17 protein-coding genes are annotated in these 22682 nt (G+C 51.5%); 7 read left to right on the plus strand and 10 right to left on the minus strand.

The features are described 5' to 3' along the window. Window positions 1–119 precede the first annotated feature (119 nt). The gene (gene murJ, locus ACOJWD_RS11530; protein WP_486993380.1) at window positions 120–1511 is read right to left on the minus strand and encodes a murein biosynthesis integral membrane protein MurJ; all 1392 of its coding nucleotides are present in this window, start codon (window positions 1509–1511) and stop codon (window positions 120–122) included. 293 nt (window positions 1512–1804) lie between these two features. Beyond that, window positions 1805–3247, minus strand: coding sequence for a PucR family transcriptional regulator (locus ACOJWD_RS11535; protein WP_486993381.1), 1443 nt, complete (start codon window positions 3245–3247; stop codon window positions 1805–1807). A gap of 180 nt (window positions 3248–3427) precedes the next feature. On the opposite strand from ACOJWD_RS11535, the gene gabT reads away from it, so the two are divergent. From gabT to ACOJWD_RS11555, 4 genes are all read left to right on the plus strand, one after another. After that, window positions 3428–4768 (plus strand): 4-aminobutyrate--2-oxoglutarate transaminase, encoded by a 1341-nt coding sequence (gene gabT, locus ACOJWD_RS11540; RefSeq protein ID WP_486993382.1) that lies wholly within the window; start codon window positions 3428–3430, stop codon window positions 4766–4768. 89 nt (window positions 4769–4857) lie between these two features. Beyond that, window positions 4858–6270 carry an APC family permease gene (locus tag ACOJWD_RS11545; protein WP_486993383.1) on the plus strand — a complete coding sequence of 471 codons (1413 nt, stop codon included), beginning with the start codon at window positions 4858–4860 and terminating at the stop codon, window positions 6268–6270. A gap of 147 nt (window positions 6271–6417) precedes the next feature. Continuing rightward, entirely contained in the window at window positions 6418–7245 is an 828-nt protein-coding gene (locus ACOJWD_RS11550; RefSeq protein ID WP_486993384.1) for a carbon-nitrogen hydrolase family protein, read from the plus strand. 85 nt (window positions 7246–7330) lie between these two features. After that, window positions 7331–8746 (plus strand): aldehyde dehydrogenase family protein, encoded by a 1416-nt coding sequence (locus tag ACOJWD_RS11555; protein ID WP_486993385.1) that lies wholly within the window; start codon window positions 7331–7333, stop codon window positions 8744–8746. 121 nt (window positions 8747–8867) lie between these two features. Here the strand turns inward: ACOJWD_RS11555 and ACOJWD_RS11560 are convergent, their stop codons facing one another. Together ACOJWD_RS11560 and ACOJWD_RS11565 are read right to left on the minus strand one after the other, a co-directional pair. Next, complete coding sequence (locus ACOJWD_RS11560) at window positions 8868–10226, minus strand: family 4 glycosyl hydrolase (protein WP_486993386.1); 1359 nt, start codon at window positions 10224–10226, stop codon at window positions 8868–8870. A gap of 30 nt (window positions 10227–10256) precedes the next feature. Further along, window positions 10257–11201, minus strand: a complete 945-nt coding sequence (locus ACOJWD_RS11565) for a carbohydrate kinase family protein (RefSeq protein WP_486993387.1) — start codon at window positions 11199–11201, stop codon at window positions 10257–10259. 284 nt (window positions 11202–11485) lie between these two features. Between ACOJWD_RS11565 and ACOJWD_RS11570 the strand changes: the two genes are divergently transcribed. Continuing rightward, window positions 11486–12799 (plus strand): MFS transporter, encoded by a 1314-nt coding sequence (locus ACOJWD_RS11570; protein WP_486993388.1) that lies wholly within the window; start codon window positions 11486–11488, stop codon window positions 12797–12799. A 65-nt stretch (window positions 12800–12864) separates the two neighbouring features. Here ACOJWD_RS11570 and ACOJWD_RS11575 read toward each other — a convergent pair whose 3' ends face one another. Beyond that, a complete protein-coding gene (locus ACOJWD_RS11575) occupies window positions 12865–14313 on the minus strand; it encodes an MFS transporter (protein WP_486993389.1) in 1449 nt (482 codons plus the stop codon). Between the two features lie 608 nt (window positions 14314–14921). On the opposite strand from ACOJWD_RS11575, the gene ACOJWD_RS11580 reads away from it, so the two are divergent. Then, the gene (locus tag ACOJWD_RS11580) at window positions 14922–16193 is read left to right on the plus strand and encodes an MFS transporter (protein ID WP_486993390.1); all 1272 of its coding nucleotides are present in this window, start codon (window positions 14922–14924) and stop codon (window positions 16191–16193) included. A 328-nt stretch (window positions 16194–16521) separates the two neighbouring features. Here ACOJWD_RS11580 and ACOJWD_RS11585 read toward each other — a convergent pair whose 3' ends face one another. Beyond that, window positions 16522–16830 (minus strand): hypothetical protein, encoded by a 309-nt coding sequence (locus tag ACOJWD_RS11585; protein WP_486993391.1) that lies wholly within the window; start codon window positions 16828–16830, stop codon window positions 16522–16524. Between the two features lie 218 nt (window positions 16831–17048). Between ACOJWD_RS11585 and ACOJWD_RS11590 the strand changes: the two genes are divergently transcribed. Beyond that, complete coding sequence (locus ACOJWD_RS11590; protein ID WP_486993392.1) at window positions 17049–18155, plus strand: aromatic ring-hydroxylating oxygenase subunit alpha; 1107 nt, start codon at window positions 17049–17051, stop codon at window positions 18153–18155. 188 nt (window positions 18156–18343) lie between these two features. Here ACOJWD_RS11590 and ACOJWD_RS11595 read toward each other — a convergent pair whose 3' ends face one another. From ACOJWD_RS11595 to ACOJWD_RS11610, 4 genes are all read right to left on the minus strand, one after another. Beyond that, window positions 18344–19264 carry a nucleoside hydrolase gene (locus tag ACOJWD_RS11595; protein ID WP_486993393.1) on the minus strand — a complete coding sequence of 307 codons (921 nt, stop codon included), beginning with the start codon at window positions 19262–19264 and terminating at the stop codon, window positions 18344–18346. Between the two features lie 243 nt (window positions 19265–19507). After that, window positions 19508–20050 (minus strand): zinc-binding metallopeptidase family protein, encoded by a 543-nt coding sequence (locus ACOJWD_RS11600; RefSeq protein ID WP_486993394.1) that lies wholly within the window; start codon window positions 20048–20050, stop codon window positions 19508–19510. Then, window positions 20051–20404 (minus strand): M20/M25/M40 family metallo-hydrolase, encoded by a 354-nt coding sequence (locus ACOJWD_RS11605; protein WP_486993395.1) that lies wholly within the window; start codon window positions 20402–20404, stop codon window positions 20051–20053. Between the two features lie 68 nt (window positions 20405–20472). Continuing rightward, the gene (locus tag ACOJWD_RS11610) at window positions 20473–22212 is read right to left on the minus strand and encodes a peptide ABC transporter substrate-binding protein (protein WP_486993396.1); all 1740 of its coding nucleotides are present in this window, start codon (window positions 22210–22212) and stop codon (window positions 20473–20475) included. Between the last annotated feature and the right edge of the window lie 470 nt (window positions 22213–22682).

The following is a 22682-nucleotide window of genomic DNA, read 5'->3' on the forward strand; positions in this document are numbered from 1 at the left end:
TCATCCCTTCTTTCACACCCTTAATCTGGTAGGACGATGCTACGCATATCATCGAAGCCAAAACCTTTCGTCCCATAGCCGATGTAGTGCACTTCTCCAACGATCAATCGCCGTCACCATCAATTAAGAGCTTTGGGAGCCCACCATTCTTTTTGCCTCTGTTTTACCACCCGTCGCAAGCTCCAGGCAACCCCTATCGTGTAGGCGATGCCAGCAAGACTGGTTCCCAAAGCAAGCCCTCGACCTTGCAAAGGATGTACCAACAAAATATCAGCTACCACGTTAGTCGCGGTCGACACGAGACTCCATAAGGCCAGAGACTGAGTGCGCTGTAATGACACCAGTCCTTTCACCACTAACTGATTAATCGCCATGCTCACCAAGCCAATTGCGAAAAAAGGCAAAATGCCGCTAGTCAGAGCAATAGAGTGTTGATTAAAGGCCCCGTGGTGATAAATAATCCGGATAATCCACGTTCTCCCTAAGATGACCAATAAACTCAGTATCGCCATCGCCCCTCCAAGCATCAATGCTCCGAAGTTTAGCGTCTTGCGCCAATCCGCAAATCGCCCATGGGCAATATGCTGAGAAAGGCGAGTAAACACGGGCACCACCAAGGGGGTGACCGCAATGCCAAGTGGCAATTGCACAATGAGATAGCTATAGTTTAGTGCTGCAATCGTCCCTACCGGCAAACTGGACGCAAAAATCCGGTCAACAATGATGCCCAATGAACTGGTCAATGACGTCAGTACAATCGGGAAAGCCAATTTCACCAAGCGCCGAGTTAACGGATGGGAAAAAGACCAGGTAATACGGAAATGAATGTTTTGACGCAACATCGGTCCTACCATAATCAGAATTTGCACGCCAACACCCGCCGTAAATCCCCACGCCACGCCCCGAATGCCCAACCACTGCTTCAAAGCCAAGATGGACGTGATCCGCACCACATTTAATAGCACAGGAGCCCATGCCGGAGGCCCATAGATGGCGAGTGATTGCAGAAGCGAAGAGAACAGTCCTGCCCATAACCAGAACAGAAATGTCGGCAACATAATTCGCGTCATGCTTACCGTGAGGAGATATTGCTGACCTGAAAATCCTGGGGCCAACAAATGGACGATGATGGGCGTGGCCACGTAAGCCACTAGCGACAGGCTGATTGAGATTGCAGTTAAAAGCGTAAACACCTCTTGAATAAACTGGGTCGCATACGCTGCACTGGGATGGCGTTTAGCCTCAATATAGAGTGGGACAACCAAGTTCGCCACGGCCCCGTAGAGGGCACCGAATAGTAGATTCGGAAGCACACTCGCCATCAGCCAGGCGTCAGTGGCCATCGAGGTTCCGAAAAATGAGGCCATAAAAATTTCCCGAACATATCCTAGGACACGACTGACCAAAGTTGCGGATCCAATCGTGGTGGCGTTCTTTCGCAACTGACTGGTCCACATGCGCCCCATGCGTCGGACATTCGTGCGCAGTCGATTACTTACATGCTCTTGCAAGGCATACCCTCACCCAAAAATCGATTGGCTGCGTTCATACGATATGGATCCCTCTGAACGACAGCAATACCTCTTTATCTCCATCATACTGCAAATCGGATTCTCAAAACCGGTTCAAGGAGGCATTACCAACATTTCACCTTTCCCGACTTATTCAACCTATACGGATCCCTGGCACACTTGCCAGGGACCCGGTACGTTTCGTCCCTCATCGTGCCCTGGTGGTGCGATGTCCCACGTTGTATTCTCGTCAACCGCACGCGATAAGAAATCGCCACTAGGCTGAGCCACTTTCAAGAACCGGCATCGTGGGAGTATTGAGTCGTATGGTGTGCCCTCTGCCAGTCCAAGGCGATCTGTAGTTGGATGATCAGTTCTCGCGATAGAGGTTGGCCCAATTGCTGCTCGATCTGATTCAGCCGATTTCTAAGCGTGTTGCGATGAATCTGAAGTTTTGCGACCGTATCAGTGACACTCCCCATTTCTTCGATCCAGACCCTCAACGTGCCCTTAAGAGTTTGGTTGCTAATGCGATCCCAAGTCATGCTCAGAAGAACCGCCATAAATGTTTCGGGCAACCCCGACACCACCAACGGATAAATCATGGTATCCATAAAAGTTACCTTACCGCATTCAGCAAAAGGCACTAACCGCACCAGCAACTGGTACTGGGACGCAAGATCGTCCGGCCGTATGGCTGGCGCGACAACCACGGCGGCTTCAAGATTGTCTTCGAGCAACGAGGAGAGCCGTTCTGCGACATCACTCGGAACACCAATCTCTTCGTCCACGACCGCCACAAGCAATTGATGGATATCATCGACGGTGAGAAACGGATCAAACACCTTTAACCGTTCCCAAATCTCTAGACGAAAACGGCTCATGTCCGGATTTGGTCGGGAGGTTCCTGGGAGAGTCGCTAGGGGTAAGGTGACAGCAATGATACGATAACTGTGCCTGGAATCAAGATGCCATGGCCAACTTTCATAGCGCGAATGTCCCAACTCCGTTGAATCCGCGAGTAAGAACCTACTGATAAACCGGGAGCGAGCATCCCATTCCAATTGCCGCTCCACTTCCGCCCGTAGCATAAAGAGATTGGTGACCAAAGCAATCTGGCGACCTATATAGCGATCTACGTCGTGATCTCCGCTTGCGTCAAGAACAACTGCAGAGTCCGGCATAGATGGCAAAGGAAATCGCGTCATTGGGCCAGATTGGCGTCGCCCCAGACTCACAGAGCGACCCGTCAAATGGCGGATATTATCAATGAGCTGGGAGAGCGCGGGAGCAGTTAATGCTGCCTCAGTAATCTCTTGTTGCATGGTGATAAGGTCCTTCAATACGGTGGTCTGCTCGTCAATCAGGCACCGATGAACAGCGGCCGAAATGCTCAGAAACGGGATCTCCCACGGAATGACCATTAAAGGCAAGTCCCGATCGTTGGCCTCCTCCAGCATATCTTGGGGAATTTCCGAGAGATAGCGACCCAAGGCCACCGCGAGCGCTGATACCCCATGTGTCTGTAGTGCGGCCACCCATTGGCGACCAGTCTCGCCCCCATGGATGGGATGCCCGGTACTCAGCGCAAACAATCCCGGCCTCACCCACGCTTCGACATCAGGCTCCTCCACAACGTGACAAAATTCCACAGCCCGATCGAGTCCCCTCTCTCCCGCCACTACCCTCATGCTTTCTAACTCTGACAACGCCAAACATTCCCTCACTGTTAGCATAGATCGCCTCCCCGCTGTGAACATTGCACAAAAAATTATTTCATAACTGTGCATCATTTCCAAGGGACTTTGAGAGAAAATACCGAACATACTGGATTAGTGTTTATTGTCTCCGAATATTCTACTTAGCTTACGCATCGCCAATATGATCTACGTTCCACTTAAATCAAGGAGGTCATCATGGACATTCCCGGCACTAAGTCACAAGCCTTAGCCAAACGACGTCACCGAGTCATTCCCCGTGGACTCGCAAGCGCGACCCCAATTTACGTCGACAAAGCTGAGGGCACTGTGGTGTGGGATGTGGACGGTAACCAGTATCTTGATTTTGCCGGCGGTATCGGTGTGCAAAATCTTGGACATCGCTCGCCTCTCATCGTAGACGCCATGGCAAAACAGTTGAATCGCTTTATCCATACCTCTATCAACGTTCTCCCGTACGATCTCTATGTGGAAGCGGCGGAGAAGTTAGTAGCGATCGTTCCCGGACCTCCAGACAAAAAAGTTCTGTTTACTAACTCCGGTGCCGAGGCGGTGGAAAACGCGATAAAAATCGCCCGCACCGCTACTAAGAGACACGCTATCGTGGCATTTACCTATGGATTTCACGGTAGAACCCTTCTCACCATGACGCTTACTGGTAAAACGAAACCGTATCGGGCCGGTTTTGGTCCCATGGCTCCGGAAATCTACCATATTCCCTATCCTTATTCCTATCGAGATCCCTTGGGGATGTCGCCGCGTTTTGGACGACAAGCGGCCGATCGGCTGCTAGACCTCTTTGCCACCGAAATTGCCGCCGAAGAAGTGGCCGCGGTCATCGTCGAGCCAGTGGCGGGCGAAGGCGGCTTTATTGTACCCCCAATGGATTTTTTGCCCCGGCTACGAGAAATCACCGCGGCCCATGGTATTTTACTGATTGCCGACGAAATCCAAACCGGTTTCGGCCGAACCGGAACCCTTTTTGCCATTGAGCAATCGGGCATTGAACCCGATTTGATGACACTGGGAAAGTCGCTGGCCGCCGGAATGCCACTAGCAGCAGTCGTTGGAATCTCAAAGATCATGGATGCGCCAGAGCCGGGAGGTTTAGGTGGAACCTACGCTGGTAATCCGGTTGCGCTGGCTGCATGTCTCTCTGTGCTGAAAGAGTGGGAATCCCCCGAAACTCTTCTTCGTGGGGCCCGTGAAATAGGCGATAGAGTGCAAAGACGGTTTCAGGACTTTCATGCCCGACTAGACATTGTCGGTGAAGTGCGCGGTCTTGGGGCAATGGCAGCCTTGGAATTGGTCTGTTCCAAGAACACTCCACATCCTTGTGGTGCCGTTGCCAATCTGACTGCCCAGTATGCTTATGAACATGGGCTCATCTTGATGCGCGCCGGGATGGACAGTCACGTCATCCGCACGCTAATGCCCCTCACTATCCGCTCAGAGGAGTTAGATCGCGGTCTTGCCATTCTCGATGACGCATTGAGCTATGCCAGTCAGGAGATTCCGGACCACTCCCACGACGGTTAAGGGGATACCCTCTTCGCGAACAGCCATAGAGTGCATCGGCATTCGACCCTTCCGAACAAAATACAAATTACGAACTGAGGTGAATCATTATGATCAGAGCCGAATCCAAGCCACAGCACCACCAACGTCTTCATAAGAACACCCTAACCACAGCCGACATTCTAGGGGTGTCATTAGCAGACACGGCACCCGCAATGAGCTTCTTCTTTTCATTTGCGGTGATTGCTGGTGCTGCAGGAGTGGCCAGCCCACTAGCCATCATTGTGGCGGCAGTCGCTATTTTGCTAAAAGTTAATAGCCTGACGGAATTTACCAGAGTCACGCCAAGTTCGGGGTCATATATCTCGTACATTGGAAAGACCTTTGGCGCCATACCCGGGGTGTTAACGGCCTGGGCGCTGGCTTTTGGATACATTGTCGCTGTCGGTTATGTTATGGCTGTCATGGGCGCTTGGACCGCGCTCATTTTGTCACAGTTTCTACATGTCTCCGTTCCTTGGGAACTCATTACGGTGATCTTTGTCGGATTTGTGATGTTTCTTGTCTATCGCGGAGTCAAAGTGTCCGCCCGTTGGGCAATGGCCTCATTTTTCTTTGAGCTATTACTCATTGTGGTAAGTATGGTCGCCATGGTGGCTACCAATGCTTCGCACTTAAGCTTCGCTAGCTTTAATCCCAGCCACATTAAGAACGGCCTGTCTGGTTTGGGGCTAGCATTTCCGCTTGCTATCTTTATGTTTATTGGTGTAGGTAATCCCGGCGCTATGGTGGAAGAAACACGAAATGCCCGACGCGCCGTCCCTCGGGCTATCTACACCGCCACAATTTTTGTTGGCGTCATCTACGTACTTATGGCATGGACGACATCACTAGTATTCCACAATAACGCTACCACCATTGCCGGTCTCTCGGTGCCCTTCGTGACCGCCGCCAGCAAAGCACTAGGGCCATTTGCGATCTTAGTCTACCTGGCCGGATTAACCAGCACCTTTTCGTCACTACTCGGTGCTACAACGGCGCAGACGCGAATTATCTTTAGCGCTGGTCGTGAACAACTTCTCCCGCACGGACTGGGCAAGGTCAGTCAATATGGCACTCCTTGGGTCTCTCTTGTCGTCTATAGTATATTTGCACTGGTTCTCACCCTACTCTGGGCAAGCCACGGTTCTGCGATAAATGTTGCGGGAGAGATGGGGAGTTTGGGTACCATTCCCATTGCTTTGGTGTACGTAGCATTAAACGTAGCCCTTCCGGTCTACTTTCTTCGCCAACATCGCAAAAGCTTCTCAATTTGGCGCCATCTCATTATCCCCATTCTCGGGGTGGCTTTTCTTATTCTCCCTCTATGGGGACTTATCGAGCCGGGACAACCATCGCCATATAATCTCTTTCCTTGGATAATCCTAGCCATGCTTGTAGTGGGAATAGGATATGCATGGCTACGACAGCGACAGATTCCTAACCTAAAAGACAAAGTGGGAAGTATCGTCGCCGATGAGTGAGACCCAGGTTTCCCGGAGGCGACCATTGTCTCGCTTCATATTGATGAAATGGAATTATTGAGAGGTTCTATATCCCAATGAGTCTGACCAACACATCCCCGGAGACACTCGTGCTCTTCGGGGATCTTTACAAAGAAGGGGAGTACAATGAGCCAGTTAAAGATCGCTCTCGCGCAACTCCAATGTTCTGACGGAAAACCAGAAGACAATCTTGACAAGGTAGCCGTTGTGATGAAAACGGTTGGCCCGTCTCATGATTTAGTGGTCTTCCCGGAAGGATTTCTGTTGGGATTTCCCGACCAAGAAACCACCAAAGCGTTGGCCGAACCCCTTGACGGCCAAATGATAGCCCGCCTGATCCAGCTTTCTCAAATCCATCAATCGGCCATGGTCATAGGGCTCGCTGAGCGTGCCCAAGATGGGATTTACAATACTTCGGTGTTAATCAGCCCAGACGGGCTTCTATTAGCCTATCGCAAACTACATCTCTGGGTGGGAGAAAACCAGCGAGTGCATCCCGGCAAAAGGGTTTACGTGCGCTCATGGCATGGGACGCGACTCGGTATCCTCATTTGTTACGACGTGGAATTCCCCGAACCAGCCCGGGCCGTCGCGACTCTCGGTGCCGATTTAATTGTCCTCACCAATGGCAATATGGCGCCTTATGGAGACACCCATCGCGTCGCCATTCGTGCGCGTGCCCAAGAGAATCATCTGTTTATTGCCATGGCGAACCGCGTCGGAAGTGACGGTCCCATTCACTACCTCGGTGAAAGTTGCGTCGCAGGCCCGCACGGAGAAATTCTAGCATCGCTCAGCGGGGATAGCGAAGAGGTCTTATCGGCCACTATTGACACACAAACTGTCGATGCGAGCCGTGCCACTTATGACTATCTCAAAGAACGGCGTATTTTGCTGGATCTCACCTCGCCGATGACAACCACGGACGGTATTTCCTTTGTCGACATCGAGTAGCAATGGCTATCATAGAGTCAGGAGTGCATTGGTTGTGTGTAAACAGCTGTCGACAGGCATCCACTCACATAAGGAGGTTTGAAAGATGCATAAAGGACTACATATTGGTGGTCAAGAAGTTTTATCGAAAAAAACCTATTCGGTATTGCATAAATGGTCTGGAATGACCTTGGCGGACGTGTCCGAGGCAAGCGCGTCTGATGCAGCAGCGGCCGTGGATGCTGCTGCTGAGGCGACCCGAGGTCCTCTCTCCATTCCCGAACGCTGTCGTGTTCTAGAAACGGCCGCCACACTTTTGGCGCAAAGACGCGAAGATTTTGCACTGACCATTGCTCAAGAAGCCGGGAAGCCTCTCCGAGATGCTCGCGTGGAGGTCGATCGGGCTCAACAAACCTTGCGCTATTCGGCTCTCGCCGCTCGCACCTTACATGGAGAAGAAGTGCCAGTACGCGGCAACCCTGGGTCGGAAAATCGATTGGCATTCACGTTACGAAAACCCTATGGCGTAGTTCTGGCGATTACGCCATTTAATTTCCCACTCAATTTGGTCTTGCATAAAGTGGGGCCCGCATTAGCATCAGGGAACGCCGTGGTACTCAAACCCGCTCCTACCACACCTCTGACAGCACTTCATTTGGCCCATCTTCTGGAAGACGCCGGGCTACCGCCTGGATGGATCAATGTCGTCACCGGGGCTAATCCCGAAATCGGTGCTTGGCTGGTCAAGAATCCCGGGATCGGACTCGTTTCCTTTACGGGTTCTGCTGCTGTCGGAGCGCTCATTAAAGCTTCGGCAGGGATAAAGCCGGTACTCCTAGAATTGGGAAGCAATTCGGCTAATATAGTGCATGCTGACGCCGACTTATCACGTGCGAGTGAAGTGTTGGCGCAAAGAGCTTATGCCTATTCGGGTCAAGTCTGTATCGCAGTCCAAAGAATCTACGTTCATGATTCCATCTATGCCGCATTCCTGAGCCTCTTTGAAGCGCATATCACCGCGCTGAAGATGGGCAACCCCGAAGACCCATCGGTGGTTATTGGCCCCATGATTGATGAACCTGCCGCGGTACGCGTCACGTCTTGGGTGGAAGAAGCCCTCACGGAGGGGGCCACTGCCATCGTGAGAGGCACCCGCGATGGAGCTATGGTCTCGCCCTGGCTCTTAACGAACGTGAATTCCCAAGCTAAGGTCATGCAAGAAGAGGTATTTGGACCCGTGGCCATTATTATCCCTTACCACGACATTCAAGACGCCGTGGCCATGGCCAATGATAGTCGCTACGGACTGCAAGCTGGCCTCTTCACTCGTGACCTCAACATCGCCTTTTACGTCGCAGAGCACTTATCCGTGGGTGGCCTTATCGTAAACGACAGTTCAAGCTATCGTGCCGACAATATGCCTTATGGGGGAGTCAAAGACTCGGGCATCGGGCGGGAAGGCCCCGAATATGCCGTGAAAGAAATGACCTACGCGACCACGGTGGTATTTAATCTCGAATAATCCAACTCAACACAAAATCCGGAGGCTGATGGTACCCTCCGGATTTTTTCGCGACGTTTCCACATCCAATCGTCACTTCGTCCATCTCTTAAAGGAACCTTGCCTGTCATCTCTTCCACTATTAAAATTGCGGCAGCCACTGTGCCAATTGGGTGCGATAGTCCTCAAACAGCGCTTTAGCGACGCGATAAGAAGGGACCAAGGGATGCACCGTCAATGCTTCAATGGCCGTCTGGATATCCCCCGTCACGGCAGCTTGTACCGTTAGGCGTTCATATTCCTTCACGCTGAGCATGAGTCCTGCGATTTTTCGGGGTAACTCTCCCATGGCTAAGGGATGTGTCCCACTCGCATTGACCACGGCTGGCACCTCGACAACGTCAGATCTTTGAAGGCCGGTCACCGCTCCCCCATTGCGTACATTTAAAATGATGGGATAAAGCGCTTCTCCCCGCATCGCTTGGACCGCCTGCATCGCCACCCCAGCGTAACCGGTAGAGGGCCCGTCCTCTTCTCGATCGCCGCGTTCCTCAGTGGACGAATTCATCTCCCGCTGCATATAGGTCTTCGACCGCATGCCCATGGTACTTTGATATGACGCCCACGCCCGACTAAGATCTCCATCCCGGACCGCCTCACGCAAGTCGGAATATAAACGCTCCGCCAGCGTGACGATTTGTTCCCCCCGTGTCTCGCCAACCGATACCACGTTACGTACTGCTTCTGCCGAATAATAGTAGTAGTAAAGGTATTCATTGGGCAAAAGACCCATTTGCCTTACCAGCCCAGCATCAAACGCACCAAATTCAGCATCCGCTTGACTGAGATCTTCATAGTGGTGGAGCAATTCTTTGATCTTAGATTCGCCCCGATGGCGCACATCGGAAATCCACCCCAGGTGATTCAAGCCCACATAGTCCATCTCTAATTCCTCAGCATTGACGGCAAGATACCGTGCCAGTCGGTACTGAATACCAAGCGGTGAATCACAAATGCCGATGGCAGGCACTTCAGAATGATCTAGTAGCGCTTGGGTGATAATCCCCGCGGGATTGGTAAAGTTCAAAAGCCAGGCGTCGGGCGCCACCGCGCGAATAACCCGCGCATATTCTAGCGCCACAGGAATGGTGCGCAGCGCCATCGCAAACCCTCCGGGACCAGTAGTCTCTTGCCCCACCACTCCCTGGCGCAATGCCACTCGCTCGTCAATTACCCGACTAGCATTTTGTCCAACCCGGATGGCACTAAATACATACTGGGCGCCGCGAACCGACTCCGCAATATCTGTGCTCACTTCGAGTTGGACGGGGGATCCAGCTTGATCCAGCAGATATTGTGCCAACCGAGACATCACCCATAAACGTTCTTCGTCAACGTCAAAAAGCGTCACCTTATCAAATAACGGCTGAGACGCCCCGGTAATCCCTTTGACCAGAAGCGGAATACGAATACCGGCTCCTCCTAAGACTGCTAACTTCATGATCAGGTCTCCTGTTCTCCAAAATGCACATCATCCGGCGTAGTTGGGTAATTGCCACGACTGATTTGTCAAGAATTGGTTTGCCATAAGACGGGATGGGGATGCCGTTGACCCTCCCATGGCCTGAACCGATTGCGATGCACAAAAATCGGCCAATATTAAGGCATCCCGCAAAGACTTCCCGGCCCTGAGTGCGGCAATCAGGCCCGCGGCGAAATTATCGCCAGCCCCTGTCGTATCTAATACCGGTGCAGGAACGCCACGGTAGCGAATTGGCGACTGTCCCCGTTCTTGCGCGAGACATCCATCTTCCCCAAGCGTAATAATGACTCGATTGGCATCTCTCATAAGAATCGCGAGGGCCTGAGAGGCGCTCGCAACTCCCGTTATGGCCAGAGCTTCGGAACAGTTGAGGATGAAAAGATCCGCACGCACAATGCGATGTCTGAGTTCTCTATCGTGTAACCAAGACTCATTCCAACCCACATTAAGCGATATTTGGCTATGTGTTCTTTGACCGTGTTCAAATATGGCATCGCTGGCCAGCCGCGAACTCAGATGCACCCATCGCGAGCGTACCTGACCCATCACCCGTTCCAAGTGAGTGTGAAATTCGTCCTGTTCTCGTGGGTCATCGTAGGTCAAGAATCCCCGATCTCCTGCGTGATTCATCGCCACCGTCACAAAATCCAAGTCTGCTTGGGCCTCATAGAGAAGCTTCGTGTCGACTCCCTCACGCATCAATTGCTGCCGCATTACCTGTGGCAATACGCCACGGCCTAAGGGAGCAATTAACCCCACTCTGAGCCCCAAGCGGCTCGCAGCCACAGCGGTAATATAGACTCCCCCAAATGCCCATTGAAAGCCCCCACAAAACACCTCTTCGCCAGGCGCGGGGAGATGGGGAATGTCGCGATAAATGAGGTCCGTATAACACGTCCCCACCACCACTAAGTCATATTCGTCAAAACCCACTCTCTACCTCCTCTAGCTTATGATGTGCGTTAATGGGCTTTAAGGGGCCGCCTCTTCATTCCATTCACTGCCCCTTACCACTGCATATCTCTTTTTCCTCTGTATTGAATCGGTGCCGTTAATGGTTGTCAAGCGAAATTTTTGAAGTGCCCTGATGTTGATTTTCTTCAGTTCCCTATGGCGATAGACGATTCGTGGATTTGTAATAATACCTTTTCGCAGGAATTGTTTGACTAGACATAGAATTAGCTCGGCAGTACCGTGTCAGAAAGGTGGGAGTTTTCGTGGCGGAAATACCGATCTCCAAACGTCTTTACTACAGTTCTAACCAACTGGGGATCAATGTCTTGTGGTACGCATTTAGCACTGTGGCGGTATTTTTCTATGTCTCGCGGTTGCATGCGCCTGATGTAGTACTATCAGGAGCAATGGTCGCGTTCGGATTTATCAATGCCTTCTTGAATCTCTTAGCCGGCCACATCAGTGACCGCACCCAAACACGTTTTGGAAGACGCATCCCGTATATTGCGTTTGCCGGCGTTCCCTTCGGCCTAGCCTTTTTCTTTCTTTTTGTTCCACCCGGATTGCATGGCCTATCGTTAGTAGGATATTTCTTAGCGCTCACATTGGTATTTGATGCGTCATTTACCTTCGTCGCTCTCAATATTGGTAGTCTCTATCCCGAAATGTATCAAGAAAAGGGGCCCAGGGCCTATGTCGCCGCGCTAATGCAAGTCTTTGGTATTATTGGACTCATCGTCGGTGTAGCGCTCTCAAAATCGCTCGGAGTCACATTCGGATGGTCGATCATGGCTGGCGCATTCGCGATCGTGGCTGTAATGACTGTCTATCTCTCCTTATTGGGATCCTTTGAAAATCCCCAATATCGCAGCGAGTCCGCCTTTTTGCTCCGACCCGCACTCGCGGCGACGTTTAAGAATAAAACCTTCGTGTATTACGTAATTGCAAGCTTTTTCATCCAATTTTGCACCACGCTGTTTACCACCGTCTCATCGTTTTATACCCAATATGTCGTCCCGGTCTCGGCTTTCGACAGCACACTGTTTTTAGGAGGGATCTTTATCATAGCCCTACCATTTACTTTGGTGTGGGCCCGTGTCGCGGTGCGGGTCGGAACGGCCCGTGCCACAGTGATTACTACTATATGGTATGGCATTACGGTGCTAGGATTTCTCGTCGACCATTCGGCCCTTATGCTCATTGTGAATGGCTTGGTACTCGGCGTCGCGGTGTCGGGATTCCTGGTGTTGCTTAATATTTTATTGGCCGATGTTATTGATTACGATCAAAGGACCACGGGACGTCGCCGAGAGGGAATGTATCTCGGCATGAATGGCTTCATCGTGCGTCTTGGCCTCTCTCTCAACTACCTCGTCATGGCCCTTTACTTCGCTCTCAGTGGGTACAACGCGCACAGGACAGTACAAACTCTCCAAGCTCAATGGGGACTTCGACTCATTACCGGAGCTCTTCCGGCCATATTTGTCATCGTCGCTGTAATATTTCTACACTATTATCAACGTGCCCTATCTCAAGTCCCTTCCCTCCACGAGCCGTTATCTCGAGAAGGGGCTTAGTTGCAAACAGTGGACCATATTTCCTAAATGCCGCGCTAAATGACCAGCGCGGCATTGCCCCTACCCTATTTCGTGCCAGATGCCTTGGCCCCAGACGTTTCATCGTTAGGAACCCCAATCGCTGAAAAGACCACCGCTAAGAGATTCACCCCAGCCATCACCCAGAAGGTGGCGCGGATGCCGGACAGGAAATGCGGCAATATGGTACTGGCGTGAGGCAAGCGACTAGCGGTCCCGGTGAATATCGAGAGCATGGCGTCTCGGGGCACAGAACTGGCTACCACCGCAAATGCTAACGCGACCGACAACATCATGCCTGTATTGGTAGTCAGTGCACGAATCCCCGACGCTTCACCACGCCGCTCCGGGCCTGCCGCACTCATCATACGACTGGTGTTGGGCGAGTTAAAGAGTCCCGCACCGATCCCAATAATCGCCATCCACAATGCTAGCCAGAAATAGGCGGTATGGATTTCAATTCCCGCAGCCAGACCGATAAACCCAACGGTGGAGATGATAAGTCCGATGGTCGCGGGCCACGAGGTCCCGTAGCGGTCGGCAATCGCTCCTGCGATCGGTGCCAGGATCAACATTCCCGCAGCCAACGGAATCAGTTTGAGCCCCGCGATCAAGGCCGACTCTCCCTGCGCCCCCTGGAAATAGAAAATCATAAGAAAGATCACGGCCATACGCGCAATGGCGTTCAACGCCGCAGCAATCGATCCTAAGCCAAATGGTTTGATCTTGAGCAGCGGCAGATGCAAAAGCGGCCAGGGAGTGCGCGACTCAATCCAAATCCACAGCGGCATCGCCACGATAAAAGCCGCACCAGCGATAAATACCATCGTATGCGCCCAGCCCGTCACCGCACCTAGTGAGAGCGCATATAATAGTCCGGTGACGGCAATCACATAGGTGAAAATACCGTACCAGTCGAGTGGTCTCGCGCTCCCCTTCCCCTTCCAACCGAGCACAAAAAGCGCCCAAATCACAGCAAAAATACCAATCGGCACATTAAACCAAAAGGTCCATCGCCATCCATATTCAGTGGTTAACCAGCCCCCTACCACGGGTCCCAAAATTTGACCCACCGCTACCACCATGACATTAATACCGAGGGCTCGACTTAATTGTTTTTTGGGGAAAGCCTCGGCCACAATCGCGGTACTGTTGGCCATTACCATAGCCCCACCGATGCCTTGAAACACTCGTAGTACAATCAGTTCGGGAGCATTAGGGCTTGTCCCGGCGATAAACGATACCACCGTAAACAATGACAATCCTAAGATGTATAAACGACGACGGCCCCATAAGTCAGCCAGGCTCCCCCCCATCAGGACCATCACTGTCTGTGCCACCATATAGGCCATAAGGATCCAAACCCCTTGCAACACCGTGGCATGAAGCCCGCGCATCAACTGCGGTAGAGCAATAATCAATGTACTAAAATTGAGCGACGACAAGAGCGCGCCTAAGCTTGTCGTTGATAAAATTTGCCAACGATTTTCGGTCATATGCTCTCTCCTCCACTGGTCTCATTTTACCGCATGCAGCAAATTCCAGTGTTTCTTGCCTCCCCGGATATGCAAGTGCTCTAACGCATGGAATTGAAGTGGTGCCAGGCGTCATCGCGGACCTCTTCAAACGAGGACGCATTTCTCATAGCGGAAAAAGTCAAAAACTAAGAAACTATCGCCGGACTGTCAATGAGAGCGGGCCTTGCCATAAACGCATGGTGAGATGACCTTTGGTACGAGACTCATCAACGCATACTAAGGACGGCTACTCTACATCGGGTGGCTTCTGGAATTTATGTTCTTACGGAAGTCGAGCCACCATAATGGCTCTATTCCATCAAAATTGACAAGGATTGTAGTTCATCCATATAATAAATACAGTTTGATCAAGGAGTTGTGTCTATCTTGCCACTCTGCAGTTCGCTAATTATAAAGCGCTAATGCGCCATCCTAATTGAATCGATAATCTGTCACAGACATCCATTTCGGCGCCCCTCTTATGGGATGGGATGGGATTTTTCTCTAACGCGTTCCGCTCCATTGGGAAATCGCCTTAGGGTCGTTTGGTCTGGCGACAGATTAACGACTGAATGGAGCGAACTGTGGTGTCCCCAAGTATTATGCGTCATCGTGAGTTTCGTAAACTCTGGGCTGGTCAAGGCGTGTCGCTATTTGGTTCCCTTATTAGCCGTCTTGTGCTTCCTTTCTTTGTGATCTACACCCTTTCAGCTACTCCTTTGCAGGTAGCCTGGATTCGTATTGCTGAGGTGCTACCAGGCATTGCTCTCGGCCTTCTGGCAGGAGTCGTCGCCGATCGCTGGCGAAGGCGACATATTTTGATCGTGACCGATGGTCTGCGCGCAGTTCTTATTGGATTCATTCCCTTGCTGTTCGTATTGCACCAACTAACCCTAGGGCTGGTAATCGGCATAGCCGCTCTCCTGTCCCTCGCCGAGGTGTTGTTTGAGAGCGCGTACGACGCCTACCTTCCTACGCTGATTACTCCTGAACAACTTGTCGAGGCCAATGCCAAACTGTCTGCCCTCAGTTCCGTGGCCGAAGTCACCGGGTTTGGCATTGCCGGCGCGTTGTTTGAATGGCTTGGTGGACCTTTAAGCTTTGTGGTGGATATGCTCTCTTTTATTGCCTCAGCTGTGAGTCTCTTTGCCATCCACCACAACGAACCACCGCCAACATCTCCCGGGTCAAAGGGGGACCCGGACCGTTCTGTAAAAATCCTACACGGAGTATACATTTTGTGGAAGGAGCCCCTTTTACGGCGGCTTGTCCTCATGGATACCCTGAACAACCTTTTTTTCGGGCTCTCATCGGCCGTCTATATGCTCTACGTAAGTCGTGGCTTGCACGTTGAGCCTATCTGGCAAGGCGTTCTCTATGCAGCCGGCGGAGTAGGCGGTCTTCTGACAGCGAGTGTCACCACCCGGATTGTGGAGCGCCTCGGATATGCGCGCGCACTATTAGGCGGAGCTGGGATCGCTGTCGTCGGGACCGCACTGCTCCCCCTGGCGTTTGGCCCTCTCTGGCTCATCTTGCTCTTTATCCTCGGACAGCAAGTCGTGGGTGATGCTGGCGACACCCTAGTCCTGGTGGGATTAGCGACGCTCAGACAACAGCACGTCGCCAATCATGTCTTGGGCAGAATTCGCGGTGCCTGGTTGGTCGTGACGGGTCTAGGTACCCTCGTGGGAATTCTCCTGGGAGGGGAATTAGCCACCCTCATTGATTTACGGAACACGCTTTTCGTCGGGGTAGGAATTCGCGTAGCCATGGTCCTTGTGACGTTTTTCAGCATGAAGGTCATCACGCGCAAAATTACAGATTCCACATTGAGTTCATCATTATCACACCCAGATTAAAACACATCAGGCGAGAGTCCCGGCCAAACGGGGCTCTCGCCTGATTGTCACACGAGATTCACTGACAACACCATATATATCAAGGCCATTGCCATCCACGACAGAGCATCCTATCAAACCGATTCACAGCCTAGATACTTCGACGGAAGATATTTAATCTCTATCGAAAATGACCTATCTCGGTTTTTTCTAGGACTATACGATGCTTAGCTGGTTAATGCCCCGATAACGCTCCCGTAATTTCTGGCCACATGTTCTACCGAGAGAACTACCGTTCAAAATTCTCTTCACTTCCCGCTAACTCTTTCCTTCTACTAAACTGCCTTCTTCAGCGAACACTCATGGGTATTTGGGGGAGAAAACCACAGCTCACGCCAATTTTGGGTTTATTCGCCTTCATAAAAAAATTACCCTGCGCGATGAATAGGGCATCGATTAGTGCTAATGCCATCGTCACGCGCCCAGAGAAGAACAGGTGGGCTATAGGATTGCCAATACCGACAATTTCAGTTGTCTCCGCCCCGCCCAGCTTAATAATCGTGAAACGGGCCGTTCCCTCATCATCAGAATCCTTGGGTGTAGCCGTCGCCGCTAGTGCCTTTGATCGCATGAATGGGCCAGTGACCCACTTGGGCATCCACGCAAGACGCCTCGTGCAACAGTCTCGCACAAGCCCCTCAATGAGGGGTGTTCTGGCCATCTCGAAGGTCTCAAAGACCACTCTCCTCCAAAAATCCCAGAGGTGAAAAAGAGAGCCCCCAATCCCCATCAAAAGGATTCACCGCTCTTGCGGCGAATTCTTTCCCCATCAAGATATCTCACCGATCGATGTCGGTGAGAGAAAGGATGGTAGCCTTGTCCGTCATTAAGCCCACAACGAAACTCATATCTCGCGCTCTCAGTCAGGCTCAAACCTTACCCTCGTCATGGTACTTTGACCTCGCTATCGCGTTCAAGGAGCCCCATGCCATTTTCCATCACACCTGGCAATTGGTCGCCAAAGGGACCGATTTACCGAACCCCGGATCATTTTTCACTACCGAATTGGTAGGTGAACCCATTCTTCTCACCCGTGATGACGCGGGTACTGTTCGCGCCTTCTATAACGTCTGTCGACATCGAGCGGGTCCGGTGGCCGTCGGGTGTGGATCACGTCGGGCCCTCTCATGTGCCTACCACGGATGGACGTATGGGCTGGATGGTCACTTAATCAGTGCACGCGAAATGGAGGGAGTCGAAGAGTTTGACTATCACGACTATGGTCTACAGCCCATTAGTGTGGCGGAGTGGGGCCCGCTCATTTTTGTAAACTGCGATAGCTCCGCACCGTCATTCGAAGAAGATTACGGCGCCATTATAGCTGAAGTGAAGACCCTCGGATTTGATTTGAATGGTATGTGTTCTGTGGAACGACGTGACTACGATATCCGATGTAATTGGAAAGTCTATGTGGATAATTATCTTGAAGGCTATCACATCCCGATTGTGCATCCAGGCCTCTTCCAAGAGTTAGATTACGATCAATATCAGGTGATCACCTATCGGAACTATTCTAAACAGTGTGCCCCGGTCCGGCCTCATCAAGGCGAGGATGAGCGGCGCTATGGACGATATCTGCAGGACGATCCAAGTGCAGCACCCGAGGCCCTTTATTACTGGATCTTCCCTAATCTCATGTTGAATATCTATCCTGATAATATCTCAACCAACGTGATTTTACCAAAGTCGGTCGACCAAACTTTAACCATTTTCGAATGGTATAAAAGTCCCATCGCGTCACCGGAAGAGATGAAAGCCACTATTGACTTCTCCGAGGAAATCCAGCAAGAGGATATCCGTATTTGTGAATTAGTGCAAAAAGGACTCAAATCGCAGAGTTATGACCGAGGAAGATATAGTGTCCTCAGAGAAAACGGGGTGCATCACTTTCACCAACTCGTGGTGGAAGCTATTGCTGATTAGATCCGGACAATTCGGAGGCGGGCCAGTTCTTCTCAAGGGGTAGCGTCGTTCTCGTTTTGAGCATCGTCCATCCGCACTAGAGGCATCCCCTCCCTGTTCGTACCACTCACCTCTTTTGCGACAGGCGACTGGAATAGGCCGCCCCTCCGAACCCTTACCGCAAGGGACGGAGAGGCCAACCCTGGTCCTTAAGCCAATGCACGTCCAATGGCGGACCAAAACCACTGGTAGAAGGCTAAAACGTCAATGTCATGGGCCACCAACACCGGGGCTCGGTTAGCCTTGGCATTCATTTCAATCATCGTTCCACGCATGGGCCCCTCCATGGCTACCGTCACAGGTCGCTCCTCCCATTGAAATAGAGTGGGAGCATAAAGAGCAGCCACCGCCAAGACATCATATAAGACCAAAGCGGGAGAATTCAGTCCCTTAGTGGTCGCTTTTGCATATGGGGTGAGCAGTTGATATAGGAACAATCCAGCCTCGCCATAATCAGTGAGTGGGGTAAAGGTATCAATAGCCATCCGGGTTTTTCTTGCGACATCTAATCCCAAGAGGCGGATACGGCGATTTTCCGCATGTGCCAATACCCACTCTGCCGCGTGCGGATCGACGTAGAAATTAAACTCCGCAGTCGGTGTAACATTGCCATCCTGATATGCCCCTCCCATAATCGAGATGTCCGTGACGCTACCTAGAAGATGTGGGAGAGCCATAAACATTTTTGCCACATTAGTCAAAGGGCCTGTGGCAACGAGTGATGTGCCCTTCGCGTGAAACATACTGGTGGCAAAATCCACCCAACCAGGCTGGGGATTCTGGGGAAGGGGAATCGACTCGTCTCCCCCGAGTCCGGCAAGCCCATCGCCACCATGGACATCCTTCGCCTCAAAAAGCGGTACAAAAAGGGGTTCATCACTTCCTTGATAGACCGGTATATGCGGCCGACCGAGACGCTGAAAAATCTTCACGGCATTGCGAAAGGTATGGTCCCCTGCAATGTTTCCTGCGACCGTACTCATCGCCTGAATATCGAAACACCCTAAAGCCGTGGCCATTGCAAGGGCATCGTCCACTCCAGGATCGGCATCCATCCAAATTGACTGCATTCTTATGCTCCTTCGTCTCAAGACATTGGTGAAGCCAGCTAGCCATAGTAGAGAGCAGCCGCAATGCGCGCCATAGTTCCCAATGGAAGACACGCTTCATCCACAATAAATTTCGGTGAATGATGGTCCCCAGCCATTCGCTTGATGGCCGACATTCCAAAAACCCATACGCGCCGAGCGCCTATTGCAAAGAATAAGCCAAATCATCTCCCGCCAGCTTAATATGTTCGCCAGCACCCACGTCTAGTAGTCCAGGAGAATCGATCTCCTTGGACAATTCTCGCACGACAATGTCATTATTGACGACAATCGGAGCCCTTTATCAAACCGAAATATCGTTCGTGCGCGAGAGGTGCTAGCAATACCGTCGCACATGGCACTACGTTTATTGTCGACACGCTCTTGGGCACTATCCGACAATGTGTGCACCGTTCCGAAAAGGTATGCTCTCTCTGCAATGACATTACGTGCCGTTCCTGACGACATCTTTCCGTTGGTCAAGGCGAGAGTATCAAACGGACTAGTCACACGACTCAACACATAATGCATTGGCGTAACCACTTCACGCGCAACCCGCAGAGCATCAACCGTTCCCGGTGGCTCTGCCCCATGCCTACCACGCCCAACGATATTCCCATCAAATCCATCGGCATTGGCTAAGATGGTCCGTTTGCACATTGGCAGCGTTCCTGTCGGTTGAGTCACCAATAGATTGAGTAGAAAGACGTAGTCGATGCCACGCATCATATCGTGGCCGATTAACTCAGGCGCCCTTCCCGTTGGCATCTATTCCGCATGTTGAAAGACAAATCGAACGCATAAATCCCTCGCCATCCCGCGCTCACTAAAATATTTAGCGGCTCCCAAAAGCATGGCAGTACGGGCCTTGCGTCCGCAGGCCAGCAATCGCCCCTCCTTTAGAGAAACAACGGAAAGTCCGGTGTCTTCAGTAATCGGAAGTACGTCCATGTCGGCGTGCAACAATACCTTAGATCTAGCACTAACCTCCGCAACCACACGGGTCGGTGTCGGATGATGGGGCTTAACTCCCCAGTTTTGAAGGCGTGCCGTCACATTCGATACGGTGACATAGGCTTCATGACCAAGTTCGGGGTGTTGGTGAAGCCATCGCCGCCCCATGCTCTCACTCCTTCGTGAATCAGCACGTCGAGCCATGACCGTAGTGGTCATGGCTCCTCTATCGGTCACTATTGCGAAATGGTCCAATAGTTAGCATAAATGAAGTTAGTAACCGGATTGAAATACCTAACGGTCCCATGAATATCATCGCTGTGCACGTTTAAAGCCGGAACTCGGGCATACCCTTGAGGAAACCATGGCATCCACAAAGCGGCCAAGTCCTGGGCAGCAAATTTCTGGTAGGCATCCAATCGGGCACTTACCTGAGCCGGAGTTCCCGGACGATAGGTGTCCGCGATTAACGAATTCATGGTCGGATTGTTATAGTCGCCACCGTTTTCAGCCGCTCCGCCCACAAAGAGTTCTCCACCTGTTGGATAGTAGTCGAGTTGATAGGCATAACCGGCATTCCAATACGCTAGTGCCCACTTTGTGGGACTAGCCATTGTTCCAAATAATTGGTTCAAGGGCAAACTTTGTAAATTCAGTTGAATCCCTTCTTCCGCCCAATCCTGCTTGATCAGTTGCACCACATCGGTCTCGGTAGTACTCCCAGCTGCATAGAGCATGGTAAAAGAGAGCGACTTCCCTGCTTTGGTCATCACGCCATTGTGCAGCTTCCATCCATGGGCTTCGAGCAACGCTTTGCCCTTTGCCGGGTCAAAGTGATAGGGGAATGCGTTCAGTGCTTGATCATAGAACGGTGTTGACGGTCGTGGCGCAATAGGCCCATCGGTCGGCACGGCGTAGCCGTGGTAGAGTGAGGACACCATGCCGGCTTGATCAATCCCCATCTGCATCGCCTGGCGGATATAGAGTGTCTTGAGGAGAGGACCAGCCCCGTCTAACGCGTCATTATTAAAATTCGGCGAAATATAGTTCATCCCAAACACATAGCTGGCTGAGATTTTATCGTCCGTGAGTTCCGATCGTGCTCGCCACATCGAAGGAGGAAGATAGCCCACATTGACCTCGCCCTCCTTCAACTCCGTAAACTCGCTTGATGACGAGGTCTCGTACTTGAGAATCACCTTTTGAAGCGACGATTTGTGACCGCCAAATGACGGATTCGGGACAAACTCCCACTCATTGTTCGGAGACCAACTAGACAGACGATAGGCCCCATCGACAATGTCATATCCAACGTATAGAGGGCTATTCGCTTTGGACGCGATGAATTGCAACTCACTTTTCATGTTATGAGGATACTTGTTCCATACCGACTCAGGAACCGGACTGATTTGACTCAGACCATTGTGAATAAACCATGTGGGATTCACAGATTTCGTCAAAGTGACTACTACTGTCTTTGATCCCTGCGCGACGACGCTCGTCCAATCTTGTGGCACGCCTCCACTTCCACTATCACCATATCCCCACGGAGAATTCGATTGGCTGGCCGCTCGAATCAGATTCCAAGTAAACACCACATCTTGTGCAGTCACAGGATTCCCATTAGACCACTTGTATTTGTCCCCTAGAGAAATGGTAAATACCGTATCGTTAGCATTGGGGGTGATAGCGGTGGCTAGGGACTTCTGGTAGTCAACTTGATTGGTTTTCGTAATGTATACCAAGGGTCGATACATCAGAAAGTTGATCTGAAAATTAATCGAGGTATATCCTGACTCACTCACTACGGGAAAAAACCAGTTGGGTGCGGTTTCTGGAGCCAAGGCGACCACCGCTGTGTCAGACACATTGCGCCCAGTGGCCGCTTTAGTCTGAGAGCTTTGACCACACCCCGCTAATACTACTGCAGAACTCACACAGAGGGCACCTGCCCATGCAAAACGATACCGCGTCACTCAACCCCCACCTCTCATCGATGTCAGAATCTCTTTTCGGAAAACGCCAAAATATCGTTAAGCATTATATTGATGTGCTGGTGGGTGTCGACCTCCCAATGGACGACCCTTGCGCTATTACCGATTAATGTACGGACTATAAACCCGTTTGTCTACAAATATCTTCGGTCTTCACCAAGATTCGCTTCAAACGAAGTACCTCTGGTACCGAACGTGTTGCGGGTACGATGGATACGATACTTCACCAAGACTCTCCACGACTAGCCACGGGAAACTTCTGGCTCCTTCATGAGTTAGTCCCTTTTCAGGGAAGGATAAATGGATGCCTCACACGTACCGAAAGTACGAGCCACAAGGTAGGAAACCATGCTACCCTAGCTTGGAATAGCATTGACGGAAGGACGGTATCCCCGTTTCCTCGTCACCACACATAGAAGACCAAGCGATCCGCCAAGACATTTCCGGGTTAC

The organism is Sulfobacillus sp. TH-112, from assembly GCF_057473405.1.